This window comes from Nocardia sp. NPDC051832, assembly GCF_040681285.1.
Taxonomy (GTDB): domain Bacteria; phylum Actinomycetota; class Actinomycetes; order Mycobacteriales; family Mycobacteriaceae; genus Nocardia.
The window spans coordinates 179852-203045 of record NZ_JBFAYL010000007.1 but is presented as its reverse complement, the minus strand read 5'-3'; the positions used below and the strand labels follow the sequence as shown (position 1 = coordinate 203045).

At 68.9% G+C, this 23194-nt stretch carries 23 protein-coding genes; 15 read left to right on the top strand and 8 right to left on the bottom strand.

Features of this window, described 5'->3' with window-relative positions; all coding sequences use genetic code 11:
* The first annotated feature begins 127 nt into the window (after positions 1-127).
* Positions 128-2143 carry a Stk1 family PASTA domain-containing Ser/Thr kinase gene (pknB, locus tag AB0M14_RS35185; protein ID WP_365003590.1) on the top strand — a complete coding sequence of 672 codons (2016 nt, stop codon included), beginning with the start codon at positions 128-130 and terminating at the stop codon, positions 2141-2143.
* A gap of 55 nt (positions 2144-2198) precedes the next feature.
* Here the strand turns inward: pknB and AB0M14_RS35180 are convergent, their stop codons facing one another.
* Positions 2199-3587, bottom strand: a complete 1389-nt coding sequence (locus tag AB0M14_RS35180) for a class II 3-deoxy-7-phosphoheptulonate synthase (protein WP_365003588.1) — start codon at positions 3585-3587, stop codon at positions 2199-2201.
* A gap of 171 nt (positions 3588-3758) precedes the next feature.
* On the opposite strand from AB0M14_RS35180, the gene AB0M14_RS35175 reads away from it, so the two are divergent.
* Positions 3759-4253: a polyadenylate-specific 3'-exoribonuclease AS gene (locus AB0M14_RS35175; protein ID WP_365003875.1), complete on the top strand. Its 495-nt coding sequence runs from the start codon at positions 3759-3761 to the stop codon at positions 4251-4253.
* A gap of 61 nt (positions 4254-4314) precedes the next feature.
* Here the strand turns inward: AB0M14_RS35175 and AB0M14_RS35170 are convergent, their stop codons facing one another.
* From AB0M14_RS35170 to AB0M14_RS35155, 4 genes are read right to left on the bottom strand one after another with little or no spacing between them, the layout of a single operon-like run.
* Positions 4315-5928: a ubiquinol-cytochrome c reductase cytochrome b subunit gene (locus AB0M14_RS35170; RefSeq protein WP_365003585.1), complete on the bottom strand. Its 1614-nt coding sequence runs from the start codon at positions 5926-5928 to the stop codon at positions 4315-4317.
* On the bottom strand, positions 5925-7127 hold the full coding sequence (locus tag AB0M14_RS35165; protein ID WP_365003582.1) for a ubiquinol-cytochrome c reductase iron-sulfur subunit: 1203 nt from the start codon (positions 7125-7127) through the stop codon (positions 5925-5927). Before AB0M14_RS35165 ends, AB0M14_RS35170 begins: the two co-directional genes overlap by 4 nt.
* Positions 7124-7987: a cytochrome c gene (locus AB0M14_RS35160; RefSeq protein ID WP_365003579.1), complete on the bottom strand. Its 864-nt coding sequence runs from the start codon at positions 7985-7987 to the stop codon at positions 7124-7126. The genes AB0M14_RS35165 and AB0M14_RS35160 overlap by 4 nt, the downstream gene beginning before the upstream one ends.
* Positions 7988-8041: 54 nt before the next feature.
* Complete coding sequence (locus tag AB0M14_RS35155) at positions 8042-8653, bottom strand: heme-copper oxidase subunit III (RefSeq protein WP_356970509.1); 612 nt, start codon at positions 8651-8653, stop codon at positions 8042-8044.
* A gap of 191 nt (positions 8654-8844) precedes the next feature.
* On the opposite strand from AB0M14_RS35155, the gene AB0M14_RS35150 reads away from it, so the two are divergent.
* The 3 genes from AB0M14_RS35150 (at position 8845) to AB0M14_RS35140 (ending at position 10814) form a co-directional block, all read left to right on the top strand.
* A complete protein-coding gene (locus AB0M14_RS35150) occupies positions 8845-9276 on the top strand; it encodes a hypothetical protein (protein ID WP_365003575.1) in 432 nt (143 codons plus the stop codon).
* Positions 9277-9338: 62 nt separating this feature from the next.
* The gene (gene trpD, locus AB0M14_RS35145; protein WP_365003572.1) at positions 9339-10403 is read left to right on the top strand and encodes an anthranilate phosphoribosyltransferase; all 1065 of its coding nucleotides are present in this window, start codon (positions 9339-9341) and stop codon (positions 10401-10403) included.
* Between the two features lie 66 nt (positions 10404-10469).
* On the top strand, positions 10470-10814 hold the full coding sequence (locus tag AB0M14_RS35140) for a hypothetical protein (protein WP_365003570.1): 345 nt from the start codon (positions 10470-10472) through the stop codon (positions 10812-10814).
* Positions 10815-10867: 53 nt separating this feature from the next.
* On the opposite strand, the gene AB0M14_RS35135 is transcribed toward AB0M14_RS35140, so the two are convergent.
* Positions 10868-11143, bottom strand: a complete 276-nt coding sequence (locus AB0M14_RS35135) for an Lrp/AsnC ligand binding domain-containing protein (RefSeq protein WP_365003568.1) — start codon at positions 11141-11143, stop codon at positions 10868-10870.
* 5 nt (positions 11144-11148) lie between these two features.
* Positions 11149-13266 carry a DEDD exonuclease domain-containing protein gene (locus AB0M14_RS35130; protein ID WP_365003565.1) on the bottom strand — a complete coding sequence of 706 codons (2118 nt, stop codon included), beginning with the start codon at positions 13264-13266 and terminating at the stop codon, positions 11149-11151.
* 631 nt (positions 13267-13897) lie between these two features.
* On the opposite strand from AB0M14_RS35130, the gene AB0M14_RS35125 reads away from it, so the two are divergent.
* From AB0M14_RS35125 to AB0M14_RS35080, 10 genes are all read left to right on the top strand, one after another.
* Positions 13898-14476: a C40 family peptidase gene (locus AB0M14_RS35125; protein ID WP_365003561.1), complete on the top strand. Its 579-nt coding sequence runs from the start codon at positions 13898-13900 to the stop codon at positions 14474-14476.
* Positions 14477-14629: 153 nt separating this feature from the next.
* Positions 14630-15688, top strand: a complete 1059-nt coding sequence (locus AB0M14_RS35120) for an NlpC/P60 family protein (protein WP_365003558.1) — start codon at positions 14630-14632, stop codon at positions 15686-15688.
* Between the two features lie 6 nt (positions 15689-15694).
* Positions 15695-16681, top strand: coding sequence for a hypothetical protein (locus AB0M14_RS35115; protein ID WP_365003556.1), 987 nt, complete (start codon positions 15695-15697; stop codon positions 16679-16681).
* A gap of 53 nt (positions 16682-16734) precedes the next feature.
* Positions 16735-17862, top strand: a complete 1128-nt coding sequence (locus AB0M14_RS35110; RefSeq protein ID WP_365003553.1) for a glycosyltransferase family 4 protein — start codon at positions 16735-16737, stop codon at positions 17860-17862.
* A 35-nt stretch (positions 17863-17897) separates the two neighbouring features.
* Positions 17898-18275 (top strand): polyketide cyclase / dehydrase and lipid transport, encoded by a 378-nt coding sequence (locus AB0M14_RS35105; RefSeq protein WP_365003551.1) that lies wholly within the window; start codon positions 17898-17900, stop codon positions 18273-18275.
* Positions 18275-18712, top strand: a complete 438-nt coding sequence (locus AB0M14_RS35100) for an SRPBCC family protein (RefSeq protein ID WP_365003548.1) — start codon at positions 18275-18277, stop codon at positions 18710-18712. Before AB0M14_RS35105 ends, AB0M14_RS35100 begins: the two co-directional genes overlap by 1 nt.
* Before the next feature lie 5 nt (positions 18713-18717).
* Entirely contained in the window at positions 18718-20028 is a 1311-nt protein-coding gene (locus AB0M14_RS35095; protein ID WP_365003545.1) for an ArsA family ATPase, read from the top strand.
* A complete protein-coding gene (locus AB0M14_RS35090; protein WP_365003542.1) occupies positions 20025-20477 on the top strand; it encodes a hypothetical protein in 453 nt (150 codons plus the stop codon). Before AB0M14_RS35095 ends, AB0M14_RS35090 begins: the two co-directional genes overlap by 4 nt.
* Positions 20474-21475 (top strand): ROK family protein, encoded by a 1002-nt coding sequence (locus AB0M14_RS35085; RefSeq protein WP_365003539.1) that lies wholly within the window; start codon positions 20474-20476, stop codon positions 21473-21475. The genes AB0M14_RS35090 and AB0M14_RS35085 overlap by 4 nt, the downstream gene beginning before the upstream one ends.
* Before the next feature lie 204 nt (positions 21476-21679).
* Positions 21680-22405 carry a lysophospholipid acyltransferase family protein gene (locus tag AB0M14_RS35080; RefSeq protein ID WP_365003537.1) on the top strand — a complete coding sequence of 242 codons (726 nt, stop codon included), beginning with the start codon at positions 21680-21682 and terminating at the stop codon, positions 22403-22405.
* An 87-nt stretch (positions 22406-22492) separates the two neighbouring features.
* Here AB0M14_RS35080 and AB0M14_RS35075 read toward each other — a convergent pair whose 3' ends face one another.
* Positions 22493-23182 carry a DUF4189 domain-containing protein gene (locus tag AB0M14_RS35075; RefSeq protein WP_365003534.1) on the bottom strand — a complete coding sequence of 230 codons (690 nt, stop codon included), beginning with the start codon at positions 23180-23182 and terminating at the stop codon, positions 22493-22495.
* Between the last annotated feature and the right edge of the window lie 12 nt (positions 23183-23194).

Genomic DNA, 23194 nt, shown 5'->3' with positions numbered 1-23194 from the left:
CGCGCGCAGGTCGCGAGACACCCGGCGCATGCGGAAAAACCGTCGCGGCAGGCCGGGATCCCGGCTCGAACACAGTTACCATCGTGGGGGCCGCACGGCGCGGACGACAGTTTTTGGAGGACACGACTTGATCGGGCAGATCCTGGAAGGGCGTTACCGGATTGACGCGCCGATCGCGCGGGGCGGGATGTCGATGGTGTTCCGCGGGATGGATACCCGGCTGGACCGCCCGGTCGCGATCAAGGTGATGGATCCCAAGTTCGCCGGTGATCCGCAGTTCCTGTCACGCTTCGAATTCGAGGCCCGCGCGGTCGCCAAGCTCAAGCATCCGTCCCTGGTCGGGGTGTACGACCAGGGCGTGGACGGCGAATACCCGTTCCTGATCATGGAGCTGGTCGAAGGCGGGACGCTGCGCGAGCTGCTGCGCGAACGCGGTCCGATGCCGCCGCACGCGGTGCGCGCGGTCGCCGAACCGGTGCTCGAGGCGATCGGCGTCGCGCACGCGGCGGGCCTGGTGCATCGCGACATCAAGCCGGAGAACGTGCTGATCTCCGACAGCGGTGACGTGAAGATCGCCGACTTCGGCCTGGTCCGGGCGGTCGCGGCGGCCAACACCACCTCGGCCAGCGTGATCCTGGGTACCGCGGCGTATCTGTCGCCGGAACAGGTGACCTCCGGGTCCGCGGATTCGCGCAGTGACGTCTACTCGTTCGGCGTGCTGATCTTCGAGTTGCTGACCGGCCGGGTGCCGTTCACCGGCGACACCTCGATCTCGGTGGCCTACCAGCGCATCGAGAACGACGTGCCGAGCCCGAGCGAGTTCATCGCCGGCGTGCCGCCGGAGTTCGACGATCTCGTCGCCCGCGCCACCGCCCGTGAGCCCCTGCACCGGTTCGCCGACGCCGGCGAGATGGCGGCCGCGTTGCGTGCCATCGCCGCGGACCTGGAGTTGCCGCCCTACCGGGTGCCGGCGCCGCAGGAATCGGCCGAGCATCTCAGCGCCGGATTCACCTCCGTCGCCGATCTCAGCGGACGGAACGCCTCCCCGCAGCCCGCGCCGCAGCCGCAGTACACGCCGGACCCGCAGCACACCAAGGTGGTGACCGCCGCGCGGCCGCGCGTGCCCGACTACGGGCCCGACGGCTACGACGACGGCTACGGCCCGGACAGCGGATACGGCCCCGGCAACGGATACGGCGCTACCGAGGTCCACGACTACGCGCCGTCGCGCCGTCAGCCGCCGCAGCCCTACGGCGCCGATCCGGTGAAATCGCGCCGCACGGCGCTGGTGTGGGCCGCGATCGTGGTCGCCCTGACCCTGCTGGTCGGCATCGGCGGCTGGTGGCTCGGCGTCGGCCGCTATTCGCCGATCCCGCCCGTCGCCGGCATGTCCGCCGAGCAGGCCACCGCGGCCCTGCAGGACGCCGGATTCGACAGCGAGACAAGGCAGAAGGCCTCCGACACCATTCCCCTGGGCGGCGTGGTCGGCACCGATCCGTCCGCCGGATCCAAGGTGACCAAAGGCTCCACGGTCGCGGTGCTGATCTCCAGCGGCAAGCCGCGGGTGCCGGACGTGCAGCCCGGTGACGACATCAAGAAGGTCAATCAGCTGGTCCGCGACGCCGGCCTGCAGCCCATCGACGCCGGCGAGGTCGGCAGCCAGCTGCCCAAGGGCAGTCTCGCGCGGGTCGAACCCGGCGTCGGCACCGTGTTGCCGATGGGCGCGCAGGTGAAGGTGTACCGCAGCAACGGCGCGCCGCCGGTGAAACTGCCCGACGTGCGCGGCAAGACCGTCGACGAGGCGACCTCGGTCCTGACCAAGGCCGGCATCAAGGTGAAGGGTCAGCAAACCGAATTCGACAAGGCCATCGAGTCCGGCCAGGTCGTCGGCACCGATCCCGCCGCGGGAACGACTGTGAATTCCGGTGATTCGGTGACGCTGATCGTCTCCGACGCGGTGAAGATCCCGTTCCTGGTCGGCTCCAGCGTCGGCGAAGCGCGCCAGAAACTGGTGGCGCTCGGGTTCAAGGTCCAGGTCCAGTCCCTCACCGATTCCGACACCTCGGTGGTCATCGGCCAGGCCCCCGGCGCGGGCAGCCGGGTCGAGCCGGGCAGCACCATCACCCTGACCGCACTCCCCTGACAAACAGCGAAAGGGCGCCGGATCGAGATCCGGCGCCCTTTCCTCGAAACTGGGGTCAGCGCAGCATTTCCGCGACCAGGAACGCCAGCTCCAGCGACTGCTGGGTGTTCAGGCGCGGGTCGCAGGCCGTTTCGTAGCGGTCGTTGAGGTCCAGGTCGGAGATGTCCTGGGCGCCGCCGAGGCATTCGGTGACGTCCTCGCCGGTGAGCTCGATGTGCAGGCCGCCCGGGTGCGTGCCGAGAGCGTGGTGCACCTCGAAGAAGCCCTGTACCTCGTCGACGATGCGGTCGAAGTGGCGGGTCTTGAAGCCGGTGGACGCCTCGTGGGTGTTGCCGTGCATCGGGTCGCACTGCCAGATCACCTGATGTCCGGTGGCCTGGACCTTCTCGATGATCGGCGGCAGGGCGTCGCGCACCTTGCCGTTGCCCATGCGCGAGACGATGGTCAGCCGGCCCGGTTCGTTGTTCGGGTCCAGGCGTTCCACGTACTCCACCGCCTGCTCGGGGGTGGTGGTGGGCCCGATCTTCAGGCCGATCGGGTTCGCCAGCAGCTCCGCGAAGGCGATGTGCGCGCCGTCGAGCTGACGAGTGCGTTCACCGATCCAGAGGAAATGCGCGGACAGGTCGTAGAGCGCGGGCTCGCCCGTGGCCGGGTTCTCGCCCAGCCGCAGCATGGCGCGCTCGTAATCGAGCACCAGCGCTTCGTGGCTGGCGTAGATGCGCGCGGACTGCAGGCTCGGATCGTTGACCCGGCAGGCGTTCATGAACGCGAGGCCGCGGTCGATCTCCTCGGCCAGGGCCTCGTAGCGGGCGCCGGCGGGCGACTGGGCGACGAAGTCGCGGTTCCAGTCGTGCACCTTGTGCAGATCGGCCATGCCGGCGCTGGTCAGCGCGCGCACCAGGTTCATCGCCGCGCTGGCGTTGGCGTAGGCGCGGACCAGGCGGGACGGGTCGTGCGCCCGGAGCTTCTCGTCGGCGACCAGCGAGTTGACCATGTCGCCGCGGTAGGAGGTCAGACCCAGCGAGTCGGTGTCCGAGGAGCGCGGCTTGGCGTACTGACCGGCGATCCGCGCCACCTTCACCACGGGCAGGCTGGCGCCGTAGGTCAGCACCACGGCCATCTGCAGCAGGGTGCGGATGTTGCCACGGATGTGCGGCTCGGTGTTGTCGGCGAAGGTTTCCGCGCAGTCACCGCCCTGCATCAGGAATGCCTCGCCGCGCGCCACCTCGGCGAGCCGCTCCCGCAGCTCCTCCACCTCGGCGGGCACGCAGATCGGCGGCACGCTCTCCAGCACGGTGCGCATCTTCGCCGCCTGCTCGGGATCCCACGACGGCTGCTGCAGCGCGGGGCGGGCCAGCGCCGCGTCCAGACGTCTGCGCAGCTCGGCGGGCAGCGGCGGCAGTTCCGGCAAGCGGTCGATGGGTACGTCGACGGTCCAGTTCACGAGATTCAGAATACGGTCACCGCAGATCGGCAGATACCCAGAGGTAGTAGGAAATCATCGCAACCTTGGTGGCGGCGAATTCCACCTTGGTGGGGCTTGCGGCAAACGCCTCGCATCCCGGGCTTAGGGTTGACCCAACCGGCCCATGCCACCCCACGACCGAAAGAGGCGATCTCGTCGCGTTACTTCTATGATTGCGAGTTCATCGAGGACGGAGTGACGATCGACCTCGTATCGATCGGCGTCGTCTGTGAGGACGGCCGCGAATACTACGCGGTATCAACCGAATTCGACCCCGAGCGGGCCGGCCCCTGGGTGCGCAAATACGTACTCCCCCAGCTGCCCGCACCCGCCTCCCCGCTCTGGCGCAGCCGCGAACAGATCCGCGAGGACCTCTACAAATTCCTCGTCCCCCGCCCCACCGTCCAACCGGAACTGTGGGCCTGGGTCTCCGCCTACGACCACGTAGCCCTGTGCCAACTCTGGGGCTCCATGGTCGACCTCCCCAACACCCTCCCCCGCTACACCAACGAACTGCGCCAGCACTGGGACGCCCACGGCCGCCCCGACCTCCCCCCGATCCCCCCGGACGCTCACGACGCCCTCGCCGACGCCCGCCACAACCTGGCCAAGTTCGAGGCCATCGAGGCCCACCGCCGCCGCTGACAGCGCAAAAGCAAAGGCCCCGAGTCGTTTCCGACTCGGGGCCTTCCGCTTTACCGGCCGATCAGTGGCCGGACTTGCCGTCGAGGGCCTTCTGCTGGGCCTTCGCGAGGGCGGCGAGCTGCTTGTGCTCTTCGGCCTCTTCGGCTTCGAAGTGGGCTTCGCTCTCCTGCCACGGATCGGGGCGGAGGAACGAACCGGTGCCCGGCTTGCCGGCCAGACCGAGCTTGTTCATCTTCTTGGGCACGTGCGCGCCCTGGTACTCCAGCGGGAGCGGGTGGCCGTGGTCGTCGACCGGGCCCAGCGGCTGGTGGATCTCGATGTACTCGCCGTGCGGCAGGCGCTTGATCACGCCGGTCTCGATGCCGTGCTCGAGCACCGCGCGGTCGCTGCGCTGCAGACCCAGGCAGAACCGGTAGGCGACGTAGTACGCCACCGGCGGCACCACCAGCAGGCCGATACGGCCGGCCCACGTGGTCGCGTTCAGCGAGATGTCGAACTTCAACGCCAGGATGTCGTTGACGCAGGACAGGGTCAGCACCAGGTAGAACGCGATCGCCATGGCGCCGATCGCGGTCCGCACCGGCACGTCACGCGGACGCTGCAGCAGGTTGTGCGGCGCGGTATCGCCGGTGAGCCGCTTCTCGATCCACGGGTAGGCGATCAGCAGCGTGAACACCAGGCCCATGATCATCGCGACCCAGAACACGGCCGGAACCGTGTAATTGCCGATGTAGAGCTCCCACGGCGGCATCAGACGCGCCATACCGTCGGTCCACATCATGTAGAAGTCGGGCTGCGAACCCGCCGAGACCTGAGACGGGTTGTACGGACCCAGGTTCCAGATCGGGTTGATCTGCAGCACGCCGCCCATGATGCCGATGGTGCCGAGGGTGAAGGCGAAGAACGCGCCCTGGTCGGCGGCGAACACCGGGATGATGCGGGCGCCGACCACGTTGTTCTCGGTGCGGCCCGGTCCGGGGAACTGGGTGTGCTTCTGGTACCAGACCAGCGCGACGTGCGCGGCGATCAGCGCCAGGATGATGCCCGGAAGCAGCAGCACGTGCGCGATGTAGAGGCGCGGGATGATGATGGTGCCGGGGAAGTCGCCACCGAAGATCAGCCAGTGCATCCAGGTGCCGACGATCGGGATACCCATGGTGATACCGCCGAACGCGGCACGCAGGCCGGTGCCCGAGAGCAGATCGTCGGGCAGCGAGTAGCCGAAGAAGCCTTCGAACATCGCCAGGATCAACAGCAGCGAGCCGATGACCCAGTTCGCCTCACGCGGCTTGCGGAACGCGCCGGTGAAGAAGATGCGGAACAGGTGCACGATGATCGACGCCGCGAACAGCAGCGCGGCCCAGTGGTGCACCTGGCGGACGAACAGACCGCCACGCACCTCGAAGGAGATCTCCAGCGAGGTCTCGTAGGCGCGCGACATGGTGACGCCGCGCAGCGGCTGGTAGGCGCCGTTGTACACGACCTCGCTCATCGACGGATCGAAGAACAGGGTCAGGTACACACCCGACAGCAGCAGGATGATGAAGCAGTACAGCGCGATCTCACCGAGCAGGAACGACCAGTGCGTCGGGAAGACCTTGTTGATCGACCGCTTCGCGAACGCCGCGGCGCGATACCGCTCGTCCATTCCATTGGCTTGTGCGGCGACACTCATGAACGACGCTCCCAGAAGGCCGGTCCGAGCGGCTCGATGAAGTCGCCGGCAGCGACCAGGTAGCCCTCGGAGTTGACGGTGATCGGCAGCTGCGGCAGTGCGCGAGCGGCGGGACCGAAGACCGGCTTACCCCACTCGGTCGCCAGGAACTGCGACTGGTGGCAGGGGCAGAGAATCCGGTTGGTCTGCTGCTCGAACAGCGAGGTCGGGCAGCCGAGGTGGGTGCAGATCTTCGAGTAGGCGAAGTAGTCGCCGTAGTTGAAGCTCTCCTGGCCCTTGCGCTTGATCGCCTTCTCCGCGTCCGCGGTGCGCAGGCGGATCAGCATGACCGAGTTGCGGATACCGCGCAGCGACTGCAGGGTCGCGTGCTCGTCACCACGCCACTTCTCTTTCCACGGGAACACCGTTTCCATGGAGCCCGCGTCCAGATCCTCCGGGCGCACCAGGACGATGTCCTCGGGACGGCCGGTGTCGCGGCGGATGTAGATGGTCTCGCCCGCGAAGTCCGGGGTCCAGCCCGACACCCACAGCGGCGACTTGTCGCCCTTGGCCCACGGGTTCTTGATCAGGCCGCCGGCGAACACCAGCAGCGCGCCGAGACCGAACACGCCGAGACCGGCGCCCGCGGTACGGGTGATCATCTTGCGGCGGGCCAGCGTGGAGGTGTCCAGCGCATCGCCGAGCTGAGCGGCCAGGGTGCGGCGCTCGACCTCGGGCGACGGTCCGTCGTGGCGATCCTGGATCGACAGTTCGGCCGGGATGAACTTCTTGCGGATCAGCACGACCGCGACACCGACGACCAGGATCGAGATGCCGAAGGTCAGACCGATCAGCGGGGTGAACAGCGAGTAGGCCTGGTGGCCGTCCTCGTTCTTGCCCTTGAATTCCCAGGGCCAGAACAGGAACACGCCGATCAGAGCGGCCGCGGACAGCGCGGAGATGGCGAACCAGAAGCTCACCTCCCGCTCGGCGCGCTTCTCGGCCCGGGTGCCCGGGATCGGGAAACGCTCACGGCGGTAGGCGACGTCGACGCCGTCGCGCATGGTGCCGAGCCGGACCAGCTCGTCCCGCGACATCGCGTCGAGTTCGGCCTCGGTGTAGTCGCGATTGACGTCGAGCTCGCGCGTCTCTGTCGTCGACAGCTCGCTGTCGTGGCCCTCATCCGGCCGACCCATGTCGTTGGGCTCCTTCTCACTCATGATCGGGATCCGATCCACATCGCGGCACCGACGATGGCGACGATGCCGATGACCCAAGCGGCCAGACCTTCGGTCGCGGGGCCGAAACCACCCAGGTCCCAGCCGCCCGGCGCGGATTCCTCGTCGGCGTTGCGCACGTAGGCGACGATGTCGCGCTTCTCTTCCGGCGTCAGCTGCCGGTCGGAGAACTTGGGCATGTTCTCCGGGCCGGTGAGCATGGCCGTGTAGATCTGCTGCTCGTTCGCCTCGTTCAACGGCGGCGCGTACTTACCGGAGGACAGCGCGCCGCCCCGGCCGGTGAAGTTGTGGCAGGAGGCGCAGTTCATCCGGAACAGCTCCGAACCGCGGGCGACGTCGGGGCCGCGCAGCGAAGCCTGCGCGATCTCGCCGTTGGCGTCACGCACCACGGTGGGGCCGCCGCCGTTGGCCTGGATGTAGGCCATCAGCGCGTCGGTCTGCGCGGCGTCGAACTTCTCCGGCTTGCGCGCGGCCTGAGCCTGGTTGGCGGCCAGCGGCATACGGCCGGTGGAGACCTGGAAGTACACCGCCGCGTCGCCGACGCCGATGAGGCTCGGACCGCGGTCGTTGACGCCCTGCAGGTTGGCGCCGTGACAGGTGATGCAGGACGTGTCGTAGAGCTGCTTGCCCTCGCGGATCAGCGCAGTCTGGTCCTGGTTGGCCGTGGCGACCTGGGGTTCCGGCGTGAGGGCCGTGGCCAGGAAACCGGCTCCGACGAGACCGATCAGCAGCGCGAGTCCGCCGGCGACGCGCCTGCGCAGGCGGCGTTGCTTACGAACCTTGGTGGCCTGACCACTCCCGGGGCTGGCGGGCTCTGGCGCTGACGGGGGAGATGAACTCATCTGTGTCCCTTTGAGTAGACGGAACCGACTTGTACGTAGCTGGGTGTCGCCCGCTCAGCGGACGAAGTAGATCGTGGCGAAGAGCCCGATCCAGACGATGTCGACGAAGTGCCAGTAGTACGAGACCACGATCGCGGCGGTCGCCTGCGCGGGCGTGAACTTACTGACCTTGGTACGGATCAGCAGGAACACGAACGCGATCAGGCCGCCGATCACGTGCAGGCCGTGGAAGCCGGTGGTCATGTAGAACACCGAGCCGTAGGCGCTGCTGGAGATCGAGGTGCCCTCATGCACCAGGTGGTAGTACTCGTAGCCCTGACCAGCGACGAAGAACGCACCCATGGCCAGCGTGATGACGTACCAGCGGCGCAGTCCGAACACATCGCCGCGCTCGGCCGCGAACACACCCATCTGGCAGGTGAACGAGGAGGCGACAAGCACGGCCGTGACCGGCACGGCCAGCTTCAGATTCAGCTCGGTCGGCTCCGGCGGCCAGTTGCCGTGGGCCTGCGCGCGCGCGACGAAATACATGGCGAAGAGGCCGGCAAAGAACATCAGCTCGCTGGACAGCCAGATGATGGTACCGACGCTGACCATGTTGGGCCGGTTCAGCGAATGCACACGCTGAGTAATGGCCGATCCTGGGGTGCCTACTGCGGTCGTCACGCCGGTAAGTATGACTCGTCGTAGTACGACACAAGTACCCGGGTGCGAAACTTGTCTGCCCGTGTCGGAAAACGCACGGACAGAGTGGGTCTCGCATCGGTGTCGGCGTGTCTGTGTTTATGCAGGACGCGTGGGTATTTGCGCAGGACGACCGCGCCTAGCATGGCAGGCGGCGCTGAGGAAATGCTGAGATGGAGGTCTCTGTGAAGGGTTTGTTGCGACGGCTGTTCGGGCGTGGCGAGGCGGCCTCGCTGGACCCGGATCGACCGGATCTGGTGGTTGTCGCGGCGAGTTTCGATGACGCGGAGGCGTGTTCGGCGGCGCTGGCGCGGGCAACCGCCCTGGTCGCGGACGCCCCCGTGGTGCTGCGTCACCATCTCCGGATTCCCGCCGCGCAGATCGGGCGGGTCTGTGAAATCGCCGCGCAGGACGGATACGCCCCCGGGCCTGTGGATTCGGCCGCCGCGGGTGACCTGGAGAACCTGATCCTGCGACGCGTGCAGGTCCTCGACGCCCTGCACTGCTCGCAGGAACGATCCCGGATGGCGGGGCTCGCGCAGCGGCACGACGGATTCGCCGACGGCTGGGACGCCCTCCAGCCCAGCACCACACCCGGGGAATAACGTCTGGCCCGATAAGCTGCATCGCGACAGACTGGTGGGCAACCAGTAATAGGGAGAAGGACATGAGCAGCGTGCGCAGTTGGCCACAGGTACTCGGAACTCTCGCCGATGGCGGCGACCTGGCAGCCGACGACACGACCTGGGCGATGAACGAGATCATGTCCGACAACGCGACCTCGGCGCAGATCGCCGCGTTCGGCGTCGCGATGAAGATCAAGGGCCCGACGCCCGCGGAGCTCGGCGGCCTCGCCTCCGGCATGCTCTCGCACGCTCGCCTGGTGCACGTCGACGGGGACGCCGTCGACATCGTCGGCACCGGCGGCGATCGATCGGGCTCGGTGAACATCTCCACCATGTCCTCGATCGTGGTCGCCTCGGCCGGGGTTCCCGTGGTCAAGCACGGCAACCGCGCCGCCTCCTCCAAGAGCGGCGGCGCCGATGTGCTCGAAGCGCTCGGCGTGAAGCTGAATCTCGGACCGGAGGCGGTCGCGCAGTGTGTCCGCGAGGCGGGCATCGGCTTCTGCTTCGCCCCCGTCTTCCATCCGGCGCTGCGGTTCGCGGGCGCGGCCCGGAAAGAAATAGGCATCCCCACCGTCTTCAACATCCTCGGCCCGCTCACCAACCCAGCCCAGCCGCGCGCGGGCTTGGTCGGCTGCGCTTTCGCCGATCTGGTACCGGTGGTCGCGGGCGTCTTCGCCGAACGCGGCGCCAGCGCCCTGGTGGTCCGCGGCAACGACGGCCTCGACGAGATCACCACCTCCGACACCACCGCCGCCTGGGTCGTCTCCGGCGGCCGCCTGCGCGAAGCCACCATCGACCCCACCCGCCTCGGCATCCCCCGCGTCCACCTGGACGCCCTGCGCGGCGGCGACGCCGACACCAACGCCGGCATCGCCCGCGCGGTCTTCGCCGGTGAAGCGGGCCCGGTCCGCGACGCGGTGCTGGTCAACTCCGCCGCCGCGATCGTCGCCTACGACTGGTCCCGCGGCGAAGGCGATCCCGGCACCGACATCCACGACGCCCTGGGCACCGGCATCGAACGCGCCGCCGCCGCCATCGATGCGGGCAAATCCGCGGCGCTGCTGGACAACTGGGCCAAGCTCACCAACACCCTCGGCGAGAACTAGGGCCCGTGCCGGGCCGCCAGTTCCGTGGTCTTGGCGGGCGGAGCGCCCGGCCCTAGCTTGGTGATCATGCGTAAAAATGTGTGGCTCAACGGGTTCGGCCTCGCCGCGGCGGCAACGCTGTACAGCGCGGCCACGGCGGTCGCTGCCCCGTTGACCATGGATCACGATGGCGTGTACCAGGTGGGCGTCGACATTTCACCCGGCTACTACACGACGACCACCGCTTCGCCGGGCTGTTCCTGGGCGCGGCTGACGGGTTCGGGCGACGTGCTCGAGAGCGGCAGCCATACCCGGCAGGTTCGCATCCCCGCCACCGACACCGCTTTCTCCACCACCGGCTGCGGCGTCTGGAACGTCGACGGCGGCCAACGTCAGCCGAACGGTCCGGGCACGGGGTCGTTCGGGTCCTAGATCTTCGGCCTGGAACCCGGCGCATCGTCCGCGCTGGGTTCCAGGCCGCCGGGCTACTCCCCCAGCGAGAATCCGGCCTCGACATCCGCGCTGGAGTAGGACTTGAAGGCGATGTGGGTGGTGGTGCGGAGGACGCCGGAGACCTTGTCGATGCCGGAGGTGACCACTTCGGCGATTTTCTCGTGGTCGCGGACCCGGACGATCGCGATCAGGTCGACATCGCCCGCGCAGGAGTAGACCTCGGTGACGCCGGCGGTGTCGGCGACGGCCTGGGCGGTCTCCGGGATGCGGCCGTTTTCGGCGTGGATGAGCACGATCGCGTTAATCATGGTCGTCAGCCTAATTGGCCGAGGTACTCCGCTCCCGCGAGTTCGGTGCGGGCAGCCGCCTCGGCGTGGTCGGCCCAGGTCAGCCAGCGGGCGGCGCCGAAGAGCGGTTCCCAATAGCCGGCGGTGCCGCGCACGATCCGGACGCCCGGGCGGGCGAGCCAGCGCACCACCAACCCGATCTCCTCCGGCGAACCGCCGAGCAGTGGCGGGCCGTCGTGCCAGTGTGTGCTGTCCCTGGACGAGTTGCCATCGTGCGGCGGCCCACCGCCCACCTCGGAACGACCGTCCAGCCGCGAACCAGCGCTCGGTGCAGGAACGTCGCGGGGCGGCAGGCGGTCGCCCGACGGAGAGCCACCGAGCAGCGGTGGTCCCTCGTGCCACTGCGGGCTGCCGAGCGGCGCGGCGCGATCGAGCGGCGACCCCGAACCGCCGCCCGGCAGCAGACCGTCGGGCTGTGAAGGGCTGTCACGCAGTGTCCGGTGGCCGCCTGGCGAAGAGTCCTCGGTTCGCCGGCTCGATACCGCGGGGCGGGCAGGCTCGGGCGCCGCGAGGCCCGGCAGCGCCTCTTGATTCTCCGGTCGGTGGGTGATCCCCTCCGGGAGCACCGTTTCGGCGGCGGCGACGAGGTGTTCGACAACTGCCATGGGCGGAACGCCGCGCCGGGCGGTGCCCGCGCCCGCGAGACGCCCGTATCTGATGACGGAGAATTCCCAGCCGCCCGCACCGTCGGGGTGCGCGGCGACGAGTTCGGGGATGCGGGCGAGGGCGGCGAGGCGCTGGGTGCGCGCGATCGCCCGCACGACGGTGACCGCGCGATCGCGCAGGCGGGCGGCGGCTTCGAAATGTTCGGCGTGGGAATAGGTTTCGAGCTGGGCGAGCATCGCCCGGACCGGGGCGTCGGAGCGGCCGGCGAAGAGGTCCCGGACCGCCGTGGCGGTGGGCGCGTATTCCTTTATATCCATGGCGATTTCGGAGACGCGGGCGGCGGGGCAGCCGCCGACCACCGCGGGCGGGCAATCGTGGACTCCGGTGCGCGGCAGCCGGGTGGTGCAGGTGCGCAGTCCGACGTGCTCGGCGACGGTCGCCGCGATGTCGGTGGCATCGAGCCGAGAGTTGAACGGGCCCAGTGCATCTCGGTTGGGGGTGCGGACCATGGCGAAGCGCGGGAAGGGCTCGTCGGTGAGCGTGAGCCACCACGCCTTCTTGGGAAACTTGGAGCGCCTGTTGTACGGCGGCGCGTGCGCGACGAGCAGGCGCAGTTCCCGCACACCGGCTTCCAGTGCGTGCGCGCACACCACGTGGTCGACCCGCGTCGCCAGTGCGACCATTTCCTTCATGCGCCCGCGCGTTTCCGAGCCGGTGAAGTAATTCCGGACGCGGCGGCGCAGATTCACCGCGGTGCCTATATAGAGGACTTCGTCGGAGGGCCCGCGGAACAGGTACACCCCGGGATCCGCGGGCAGGTCGGTGGCGAGCACCCGCTTGGCCCGCTGACCGGTCGTCACGTTGGGCAGGTAGTCGAGGAGCTCGGTAAGACTGTGCACGCCTTGGTTGCCCACCCGGGCGATGAGCGCGTGCAGCACGTCGACGGTGGCGCGGGCGTCGTCGAGGGCGCGGTGCGTCGGCTGCGTGCTCGCCCCGAGGACGTGCGCCAGCACTCCGAGCCGCACCGACGGCGCTTCGTCGCGGGTCAGCACCCGCCGCGCCAGCTTCACCGTGCACAGCACCGGCGGATTCGGCCAGGCGGTGTCACTGCGCGCGGCGGCGGCCTTGAGGAACGCGGTGTCGAATCGCGCGTTGTGCGCGACAAGAACAGCCCCCTTGGCGAATTCGAGGAACCCGGGCAGCACCAGCTCGATGCGCGGGGCGTCGTAGACCATCGCGTGCGTGATTCCGGTGATGTGCACGACCTGCGGCGGGATCTCGCGCCCCGGGTTGACCAGGGTGGCGAACTCGCCGAGCACCTCACCGCCGCGCACCTTCACCGCACCGATCTCGGTGATCGCGTCGCCATCCGGGCTGGTCCCAGTGGTTTCCAGGTCCACGATGACGAAAGTCGTGTCGTAGAGCGGGGTGTCGAGCTCATCGAAGGCCAGCTGCTTGGCGGCGAACGGGTCGGGCACGGCGTGCAGCGTAGGCGCAGGCACCGACAAGCTCGGCCAGGCGCGAAAGCCCAGGACAGTTGATTGAGCCCACAACAAAACCCACGGAGAAACTGTCGAATTCCGCGCGAGGTTTTCGTTTCGATGCCCGCGATTCGATCTAGTTAACCAAAATGTGATGCAGGTCACATTCAACGCTGGTCTAAATAAACCGCCCGGGCGTGTCGATCTCCATCGAACTCGAAACCCGGCGTGTCACGCGAGTTTTGGTCATCTGACCGGTCCGGGGCCTCGCCGACGATCTTCACTATCCAGACTACCTGCGCGAATGCACCCATATCGGCTCCCTATCGCAGCCGGTCCCGGGCCCGCGACGCGCCGGTGAACGACCTGAGAACTCCCTGATAACGGTCGGTATTTATTGTTTCGTGATCCGTGTGAGATATCTCGCAGATAAGCGAGCACGAAATGGCGGTGCACCCCCAATTCCGACCGGTACGGCTTTACAAAGCCCCGTGATGTGTTCGTAACCTTTTCGAGACCTCACGGAGTCCGCCGCACCAGACCCCTTCACGGAGACGGTGCGAACGGCACGCAGTCCGCCGCACCAGACCGGGTGCAGCGTCGTGGGGCAGATTGGAAGAAACGCATCATGGCGTCTAACACCGTCAAGCGCGGGGCGCGGCGTGCCGTTGCCGCCGGAGCCGTCGGCGCTGCCACCATCGGCGCGATCCTCCTGCCCGCGGCTCCCGCGTCGGCACAGCCGGTAACCATCCCCGGCGTGGGCACCTTCGAGGTGCCCAACGAGATCCCGATCCCGGCGGGTATTCCCGGTATCGAGGTGCCCAATCCGGCGCCCGCCCCGTTCGTTCCGCCGGCCCCGGTGAAGACCGCCGGCCAGATCGCCCTCGAAGCGGCCGAATCCAAGCTCGGCGCCCCGTACGTCTACGGCGCCTCCGGCCCGAACGCCTTCGACTGCTCGGGCCTGGTCCAGTGGTCCTACCGCCAGGCCGGCATGGAGCTACCGCGCACCAGCGGCGCCCAGCTGTCCGCGGGCACCCCGATCTCGATGGACGACCTGCAGCCCGGCGACGTGGTGTCGTTCTACGGCGGCGGCCACTCCGGTCTGTACGCGGGCGACGGCAACGTCATTCACGCCTCGACCTCCGGCGTCCCGGTGAAGATCGCCTCGATGTCGGAGATGCCGTTCGCGGGCGCGCGCCGCTACTGAGCGCCCACCCCGGCTGGGTAGCAAGCGTTTTCCCGCCGCAACATACCCAGCCGGGGTGTGACCGGTTTGTTCCCTACTGGACACAGACCTACGCCGTTCCGTAACCTAATCGAGACCTATTGCTCAATGACAGAGAACGGGGCAAGGCAGGCCGTGGCCGCACACAGAACACTTCGCACCAATCGTGTTGTGGGAGGGGTACTTGCGGCGGGAATCCTGGCCGCGACCGTCTGCATCGGACCGGCCGGCGCCGACCCGGTGGCGATGCCCGCCACCGCCGGTGAAGCGGTGCAGAAGCTGATCGAGCTATCCCGCGAATCCGAGAAGCTCAACGAGGAAGCGCTCAACGCGCAATCCGATCTCGACGCCAAACTCGTGCTCCAGCGCGACGCCGACGCCACCCTCGCGACCAAGCGCAACTCGCTCAACGCGGCCCGCGAAGAGGTGCGCAAATTCCAGCCGGTCATCGACCGCACCGCCATCGCGACCTATCAGGGCGCGAAGACCAATCGTATGTTCGCGGTGCTGACCAGTGACTCGCCGCAGCAGCTGCTCGATCAGATGTCGGTGCTGGACGTGATGACCGCGCAGACCACCGATCAACTCAAGCAGTTCAAGAAGGCCACCGACGCCGCCTCGGCCGCCGAGTCCGCCGCCCGCGCCGCCTCCGACGCCGCGCACGACGCCGCCGCGAAGTCCGACAAGGTGCGCGCCGATCTGCAGGGCAAGCAGAACGAACTCGGCACCGCCACCGCGCAGGTGGTCGAGGCCTGGACCGCGCTGTCCGCCAAAGACAAAGCCGCCTGGGCGGGTTCGCCCTTCCCGCCCGGCTTCGACCGCGACACGCTGCTGAAGGGCTTGGTGCCCGGCAGCGGGACCAGCGCGCTCGCGGCGGGCATGACTCGGGTCGGCGACCCGTATGTCTGGGGCGCGACCGGTCCGAACCAGTTCGATTGCTCGGGCTTGGTGCAGTGGGCGTTCAAGCAGGTCGGCAAGAACGTGCCGCGCACCAGTTCGCAGCAGGCCGCCTTCGGCACGCCGGTGTCGAAAGAAAATATGCTGCCCGGCGACGTGATCTTCTTCTACCCCGAGATCTCGCATGTGGGCATCTACGCAGGCAACGGACTCATGTTGCACGCCTCCACCTTCGGCGTCCCGGTCGCGGTCGCACCCATCAACACCACGCCCTACCACTCCGCTCGGCGATACTGATTCGCTATGCGGGGTTTGCGCCGGTTCCGGCGCTGGTGCGGCGCGCGCCGTCGCGGTCAGTTCGCGCTCACCGTCGGCATGGTGACCATGCTGACCGGTACCTGCGGCGCACTGCTCGTCGCACCGAACTGGGTACTGCCGAAAAACCGTGCCGACCAGCTCGGTTCGGCACAGCACGTGGCCACCGACGATCCGCGGCTGACGGCGGTGCGCGGCATCATGGAGCCCTTCGGCGAGCTCACCGCGCTGCGGGTGGCGACCGGTGACGGACCGGAATCGCTGGTCGTAGGCCATTCCGGCCAGCGCGCCGAAATGGCTGTGCTGGCCGCCGAACTCGCACCGGCCACCGCCTCGATCACCGAGCTGTGGGGCACCGGGTGGGCGCGATCCGCGCTGGTCGTCGTCGCCTCGAACGCGTCGGAGTTCGCGGCACTGCTGCGCTCGGGCAGCCTGCTCGCGCGCGAGGTCGCCGCCGCCTCGGTCGCCGACCCGTTCACGCACGGCACCACACCGACCGGACAGCGCGTGGTCTTCAGCCCCGACGCCGGCCGCCGCCTGTCCCCCGACGGCCTGCGCACCGTCCTGCGCCACGAACTCACGCACATCGCCACCCGCGCCGACACCGTCGACGGGGCACCGCAGTGGATGCTCGAGGGCTTCGCCGAATACGCCGCGCAGCGCGCGCAGCGGCTGCCATTCGCCGAGATCGCCCCGACCCTCACCGCTCGCCTGCGCACCGGCGACGTCCCCGCCGACCTGCCCGCCGACAGCGCGTTCACCGGCTCCGACGCCGCGGCGGCGTACGAACAGGCGTGGTCGGCCTGCGCCTTCCTCGCCGAAACCTACGGCGAACCCCGCCTCGTCCAGCTCTACCGCCGCCTCGCCGCGGGCGCGCAGACCCCGGACACCGAGGACCGGATCCTGCGCGAAGTCCTGCACACCAGCCGCCCGGACTTCGTGCGGGCCTGGCGCGGCCGGCTCTCGGCCCACTAGCCCCGACGACGGGTTTTCCGCCCGGTGAATCGGACACAGTAGGTTGTTCGGTTATGGCCCGAACTCTGCTGGTTACCAATGATTTCCCGCCTCGGCCGGGCGGTATCCAGTCGTATCTGCAGGCACTCGCCGGGCAGTTACCGCCCGATGACCTGGTCGTCTACGCCCCGCGCTGGAAAGGCGACAGCCATCTGAAGTTCGACGCCAAACAGAAGTTCCAGGTGGTCCGCCACCCCACCACCTTGATGCTGCCGACGCCGCTGGTGCTGCGGCGCGCCGCGCGCCTGCTGCGCAGCGAGAACTGCGACACCGTCTGGTTCGGCGCGGCCGCCCCACTGGCGCTGCTGTCGCCGATGCTGCGCCGGGCGGGCGCGGAACGAATTCTGGCGAGCACGCACGGGCACGAGGTCGGCTGGTCGATGCTGCCGGGCGCGCGGCAATCGCTGCATTCCATCGGCGAGCACACCGACGTGGTCACCTACGTCAGCCGCTACACCCGTCATCGCTTCGCCTCGGCCTTCGGTGCGAACGCGGCGCTGGAGTACCTGCCGCCCGGCGTCGACACCGAGGTCTTCCGGCCCGATCCGGCCGCGCGCGCGGAACTGCGGGAGCGCTACGGGCTCGGCGACCGTCCCACGATCCTGTGCCTGTCGCGGCTGGTGCCGCGCAAGGGGCAGGACGCGCTGATCGTGGCTATGCGCGAGATCCGCGCGAAGATCGACGGCGCGGTGCTGGTGATCGCCGGCGGCGGCCCCTACGAGGACAAGCTGCGTGGCCTCGCGACTGCCCTCGGCGTGGACCGGGACGTGGTGTTCACCGGCCGCGTCGCGTCCGCCGAACTCGCCGCGCACCACACCCTCGCCGACGTGTTCGCGATGCCCTGCCGCACCCGGGGCGCGGGCCTGGACGTGGAGGGGCTGGGCATCGTCTTCCTGGAGGCCTCCGCCTCTGGTGTTCCGGTGGTGGCGGGCAATTCGGGCGGCGCGCCGGAGACCGTGATCGAGGGCAAGACCGGCCGCGTGGTCGACGGCCGCAAGACCGACTCCATCGCCAAGGCCATCATCGCCATCCTCGCCGACCGGGACGCGGCGGCGCGCATGGGCGCGGAGGGCCGGGCCTGGGTGGAACAGCAGTGGCGCTGGGACAGCCTGGGCGACCGGCTCGCGCACCTACTGCACTGAACGGTGCTGTGTCCTAATCCACTACGCTCAGCTTTGTGAGCAGTATTCAGGTCGCGGATCAGACATTCGTCGCCGCTTCGGGCGCCGCGGTCGCCGAGATCCTCGGCGGGCCGACGAACTGGCGTAAGTGGTGGCCGGACCTCAGCCTCGAGGTGCGGGAAGACCGGGGCGACAAGGGCATTCGCTGGACCGTGAGCGGCGCGCTGGAAGGCACCATGGAGGTGTGGCTGCAGGACATGCTCGACGGGGTGATCCTGCATTACTTCCTGCACGCCGAACCGCGGGACGCGATCCCGGCCAAGCGGCTGCTCGCCGCCAACCGGACGCGCCGGGTGGCGGGCAAGCAGATGGCGTTCGAGATCAAATCGCGGCTGGAGGCGGGGCGGCCCGCGGGCGTGGCCCCGGCTTGCTGATGGCCGACCGGACGGAGAGGTCCATCCTCATCGAGGCGCCCGCGCAGCGGGTGATGGCCGTCATCGCCGATCTGGAGTCCTACCCCGAGTGGGTGTCGGCCGCGAAATCGGTGGAGGTGCTGGAGAAGGGGCCCGACGGCCGCGCTCGCACCGCCCGGTTCGTGCTCGACGCGGGCGTCGTCAAGGACACCTACGTCCTGACCTACCAGTGGCGCGCCGACGACCGCGCGGTCAGCTGGCAGCTGATCAGTGGTGACTTACAGAAGGCGCAGGACGGCACCTACGAATTGCGCGACAGCCCCGACGGCGGCACCGAGGTGAGCTATCAACTCACCGTCGACCTGAACATCCCGATGATCGGCATGTTCAAGCGCAAAGCCGAGAAGGTGATCACCGATACCGCGCTCAAGGAGCTGAAGAAACGGGTGGAAGGCTGACCGCCGTGACCCGGCTGGAGCTGTTCGTCGGCAAAGGCGGGGTCGGTAAGACGACGCTGGCGTGCGCTACCGCGATGGCCTACGCGCGCGCCGGGCAGCGGGTGCTGATCGCCTCCCTGGATCAGGCGCACTCGCTCGGGGACGCGCTCGGCGTGCGCTTCCCGCACGACCCGGGCACCGTCACCGGCATCGCCCGGGTGGCGCCCAATCTCGATGCCATCGAGGTGGATTCCCTTGCGCTGCTGGAGGATCGGTTCCGCGACGTGGTGCGGATGCTGGCCACCGGCGGCCGGCACGAGCACGGCATCGATCTGGCCGCGCTGGACCCGGCCGAGCTGACCGGGCTGCCCGGCGTACAGGAACTGCTGATGCTGGTGGAGCTGGCGCAGTACGCCGACGAGGACGACTGGGATGTGCTGGTCGTGGACTGCCCGCCCTCGGCGGACATGCTGCGCCTGGTCACCGCGCCCGATACCCTGCTCGGCTATCTCGAACGGATGTGGCCGCCGCACGCGCGCGCCATGAGCGCCGGCGGCATCGACCTGCGGCGCGCGGTGCTCGCCGCGACCGTGAACAAGATCGTCGCCGCGGTCACCGAGGTGCGGGACCTGCTGGCCGACCACGCCCGCACCGGCGCGACACTGGTGACCGTCGCCGAACGGGTCGCGATCGCCGAGACCGATCGGGTGCGCTCGGCCGCCGCGCTGCTCGGACTGCGCCTGGACGCGGTGCTGGTCAACAAGGTGCTGCCCGCGGTCCCGCCCGCGGACTCCGCGCATCCCGCGATCGACTGGTACCTGAGCCGGCGCGCCGAGCAACTGCGCGTCATCGAACAGCTGCACAGCCGCGTCGACGGCGCTCTCCCGATACTGATCGCCCAGCACAGCGGCCCCGAACCGGTCGGCATCACCGCCCTGTCCGCGCTGGCCTACGCGGTGGACTCCGGACCTGCGTTGGGCGACCCCCCGACCGGCGGTCCAACGGGCGTAACCCCGCAGCAGCAGGGGGTGTGGGGGGACACCCCCACATACAATCTGCCGGAGGTTCGCACAAGTTCCGGTGAACCGGTGGTTCGATGGGAGTCGGGCACCGGCCTGCATTCGGTCTACACATTGCGGATGCACCTGCCCGTCGTCGATCCGGCGACGCTGCGACTGGGACGAGTGGAGGACGATGTGATCGTGGGAGCGGACGGGGTCCGGCGCCGGGTGCGCCTGGCGCCGGTGTTGCGGCGGTGCACAGTCGACGGCGCCGAACTCGACGGCAATCACCTGGTGCTGCGTTTCGTTCCGGACCCGGAGCTCTGGCCGCGATGACCGGGGAACGAGAGCCCGGCGCGGCGCACGACGCGCACGCCGACGGGTTCGGCGAATTCGCCGAGGAACTGAAGTTATTGGCCGAGGCCGTGCTGGAGAAGGTCGAGCCGGTGCTGCGCCGTTCCGCCACCGAAGGGCAGGCGGAGTGGTCCAGCTGCAGCTGGTGCCCGGTGTGCGCGGCGGCGGCGCTGGTGCGCGGGGAACACCACGATGTGGTGGCAGCGATCGCCGATCACGGCACCTCGATCGTCACCGTGCTGCGCGAGGCGCTGGCCGGGATCCCGGTGGAGCCGGTGCTGCCCGATCCGGAAGACGAACCCCCGCACGATGATTCGCCGCCGGAGCCAGCCGCCCCGCCGCCGCCCGCCGCGGCGGAGCCGCGCACCGATCGCGGGCCGGGGCGCAAGCGTTCCCGGTACATCAAAATCCCCGTGACGTTCAAGGCATGACCCGCCCGATCGCCGGTGCCCATCCCCTGACCGTCGGAATCGACGTCGGCGGCACCAACATTCGCGCCTCCGTGGTCGACGCGGAAGGCCAGGTGCTCGATACCGTCGTGGCGCCGACGCCACATTCCGCGCGCGCCCTGGAGGACGCCCTCGCCCGTTCGGTCCGCGAACTCTGCGACCGGCACGCGATCGGCGCGGTCGGTTTGGCGGTGGCCGGGTTCATCACCAGCGACCGCACCACCGTCCGGTTCGCGCCGCATCTGCCGTGGCAGGACACCCCGGTCGCCAAGCGCCTGACCGAACGACTGGAGCTGCCGGTCATCCTGGAGCACGACGCCAATGCCGCGGCCTGGGCCGAGTACCGTTTCGGCGCGGCCGCGGGCGGCCACAACGTGGTCCTGATCGCCATCGGCACCGGCATCGGCGCGGCGCTGCTCATCGAGGGCAAGCTGTATCGCGGAACCCACGGCGTCGCGCCGGAACTCGGTCATCTGCAGGTGGTCCCGCACGGCCGGTCCTGCCCGTGCGGGAAGCACGGCTGCTGGGAAAGATATTGCAGTGGAACGGCTTTGGCCGACACCGCGATCGAACTCCTGGCCACCGACCCGGTCAGCTCGACCGTGCTGGCCCGCGAGGTCTACCGCGACCCCGGCTCGCTCACCGGCCGCCGGGTCGCCGGCGCCGCCCAGGACGGCGACCCGATCGCCCTGGCCGCGATGGCCGACTTCGCCCGCTGGCTCGGCCTCGGCCTGGCCTTCGTCAGCGACATCTTCGACCCGGACCTGGTGGTCATCGCGGGCGGCGTCAGCAGCTCCTCCGCGCTCTTCCTCGACGACGCCCGAGAGGAGTACGCCCGCGCCGTCACCGGCGCGGGCCACCGCCCCCTGGCTCGCATCCGCACCACCCAGCTGGGCGAGGCCGCGGGCATGATCGGCGCCGCCGAACTCGCCCGGGCAGTACTCGTCGACACCAACCACCGCCCCTCCCGGGTCAGCTGAGCCCGCCGCCCAGCTAACTCCCGGGACCGGCACATACGTTCGAATGAACACTGATCGACCGCGCAGAGTAATCCCCTGTTCACAACCGCTCCTATGAATGTGGTGAGATACCTCGCTGCGCTTGGATGTGATCTGCGACCAGCGGTAAAGTCGGCAACTGACGCAGGTGCCCGCAACTTATCCCGCCCGTGGGGGAAGGACGTCATGCTCTACTGGCTGCTGAAGTTCGTGTTTCCTGGACCGTTCATGCATATCTTCAATAAACCCACGGTCGAGGGAGTCGAGAACATTCCGGCGGACGGTCCGGCGATCATGGCGGGCAACCACCTCTCCTTCGCGGACTGGCTGTTCGGTCCGCTGATGAGCCCCCGGCGCATCACCTACCTGGCCAAAGCCGAGTACTTCACCACCCCCGGGCTCAAGGGCCGCCTGCAGAAGTGGTTCTTCTCCGGCGCCGGCCAGTACCCGATCGACCGCACCGGCGCCGACGCCGCCGAGGACGCGCTCAACACCGCCAAGAAGCTGCTCGCCGAGGGCCGCCTGGTCGGCCTGTACCCGGAGGGCACCCGCTCCCCCGACGGCCGCCTGTACAAGGGCAAGACCGGCCTGGCCCGGCTCGCGCTGGACACCGGCGTCCCGGTCATCCCGGTCGCCGTCATCGGCACCGATCAGGTCAGCCCGCCCGGACCGTTCCGCTGGCGCTTCGCGAAGGTCACCGTCAAGTTCGGCAAGCCGATCGACTTCTCCCGCTACGAGGGCATGGGCGGCAACCGCTTCGTCGAGCGCGCCGTCACCGACGAGGTCATGTACGACCTGATGCAGCTCACCGGCCAGGAATACGTGGACGTCTACGCGCACAGCCTGAAGAAGGGCGTCCCCAGCGGCTCCGTCCCGGACGCCGCCCGCATCCCGGACACCGCCGCCAGCTAGTCCCGGCACGACTCGAAAGGCCCCGGATCCCATAGGATCCGGGGCCTTTCTGTAGTACGAAACCTCAGCGCGAACGCCGAGCCCGGCCTACTCGAAAGCGCACTTGGACCACAGCTCGAAGGGGCCCGACACGTTGTACACGCCGGTCGCGGTCTTGACCGCCTTGGACTCGGCCTCCGCGATGGTGGAGCCCCAGTCCGAACCCCAGCCGCCGTTCTGCCCGAACGCCAGCGCGATGCAGCCGTTGCGGGACCAGATCGGATTCGGGCAGCCCGTACCGCAGTCGGACAGCACCTGGTTGGTGGCGGAGTCCTGGCTGATGGTCGAGCGCACCCAGACGACCTGGTTGGTGTCTTCCTTGTAGGTCGCCGCGATCCAGGTGTCCCGCTTGGAGGAGGTCGTCGGCGTCGGCGACTCCGTGGTCGTCTCGGTGGTGGTGGTCGGCGCCGCGCTCGACGAGGACGACGTCGAGGTGGTGGTCTCCGCGACGATGTCGGGATCGTCCTTGTTGCTGCGGATCACCAGCACGCCGACCACGCCGACGATGGCGACGACGCCGATCAGGACCGCGACGATGATCGCGGCCATCTTCCCGCCGCCGCCACCCGACGGCCCGCCCGGGCCGTACGGCGGCGGCTGATAGGGCGGCCCCGGCGGGTACTGGCCGTGTTGCTGGTACTGCGGGCCCGACTGGTACGGATCCGCCTGGTAAGGCTGGGTCGGCTGATAAGGCTGACCCGGTTGCTCGCCGGGATACTGCCCGTGCGGGTATGACATTGCGTCCCCCGG

Excerpts from the sequence above, each read along its gene's own strand:
- AB0M14_RS35075 (WP_365003534.1), bottom strand. The coding sequence starts at position 23,182 with ATGTCATACCCGCACGGGCAGTATCCCGGCGAGCAACCGGGTCAGCCT.
- AB0M14_RS35160 (WP_365003579.1), bottom strand. The coding sequence starts at position 7,987 with ATGAGTTCATCTCCCCCGTCAGCGCCAGAGCCCGCCAGCCCCGGGAGT.
- AB0M14_RS35125 (WP_365003561.1), top strand. The coding sequence starts at position 13,898 with ATGGCGTCTAACACCGTCAAGCGCGGGGCGCGGCGTGCCGTTGCCGCC.
- AB0M14_RS35170 (WP_365003585.1), bottom strand. The coding sequence starts at position 5,928 with ATGAGTGTCGCCGCACAAGCCAATGGAATGGACGAGCGGTATCGCGCC.
- AB0M14_RS35165 (WP_365003582.1), bottom strand. The coding sequence starts at position 7,127 with ATGAGTGAGAAGGAGCCCAACGACATGGGTCGGCCGGATGAGGGCCAC.
- AB0M14_RS35150 (WP_365003575.1), top strand. The coding sequence starts at position 8,845 with ATGGAGGTCTCTGTGAAGGGTTTGTTGCGACGGCTGTTCGGGCGTGGC.
- AB0M14_RS35085 (WP_365003539.1), top strand. The coding sequence starts at position 20,474 with ATGACCCGCCCGATCGCCGGTGCCCATCCCCTGACCGTCGGAATCGAC.
- AB0M14_RS35115 (WP_365003556.1), top strand. The coding sequence starts at position 15,695 with ATGCGGGGTTTGCGCCGGTTCCGGCGCTGGTGCGGCGCGCGCCGTCGC.
- AB0M14_RS35140 (WP_365003570.1), top strand. The coding sequence starts at position 10,470 with ATGCGTAAAAATGTGTGGCTCAACGGGTTCGGCCTCGCCGCGGCGGCA.
- AB0M14_RS35080 (WP_365003537.1), top strand. The coding sequence starts at position 21,680 with ATGCTCTACTGGCTGCTGAAGTTCGTGTTTCCTGGACCGTTCATGCAT.
- AB0M14_RS35135 (WP_365003568.1), bottom strand. The coding sequence starts at position 11,143 with ATGATTAACGCGATCGTGCTCATCCACGCCGAAAACGGCCGCATCCCG.
- AB0M14_RS35110 (WP_365003553.1), top strand. The coding sequence starts at position 16,735 with ATGGCCCGAACTCTGCTGGTTACCAATGATTTCCCGCCTCGGCCGGGC.
- AB0M14_RS35090 (WP_365003542.1), top strand. The coding sequence starts at position 20,025 with ATGACCGGGGAACGAGAGCCCGGCGCGGCGCACGACGCGCACGCCGAC.
- AB0M14_RS35100 (WP_365003548.1), top strand. The coding sequence starts at position 18,275 with ATGGCCGACCGGACGGAGAGGTCCATCCTCATCGAGGCGCCCGCGCAG.
- trpD (WP_365003572.1), top strand. The coding sequence starts at position 9,339 with ATGAGCAGCGTGCGCAGTTGGCCACAGGTACTCGGAACTCTCGCCGAT.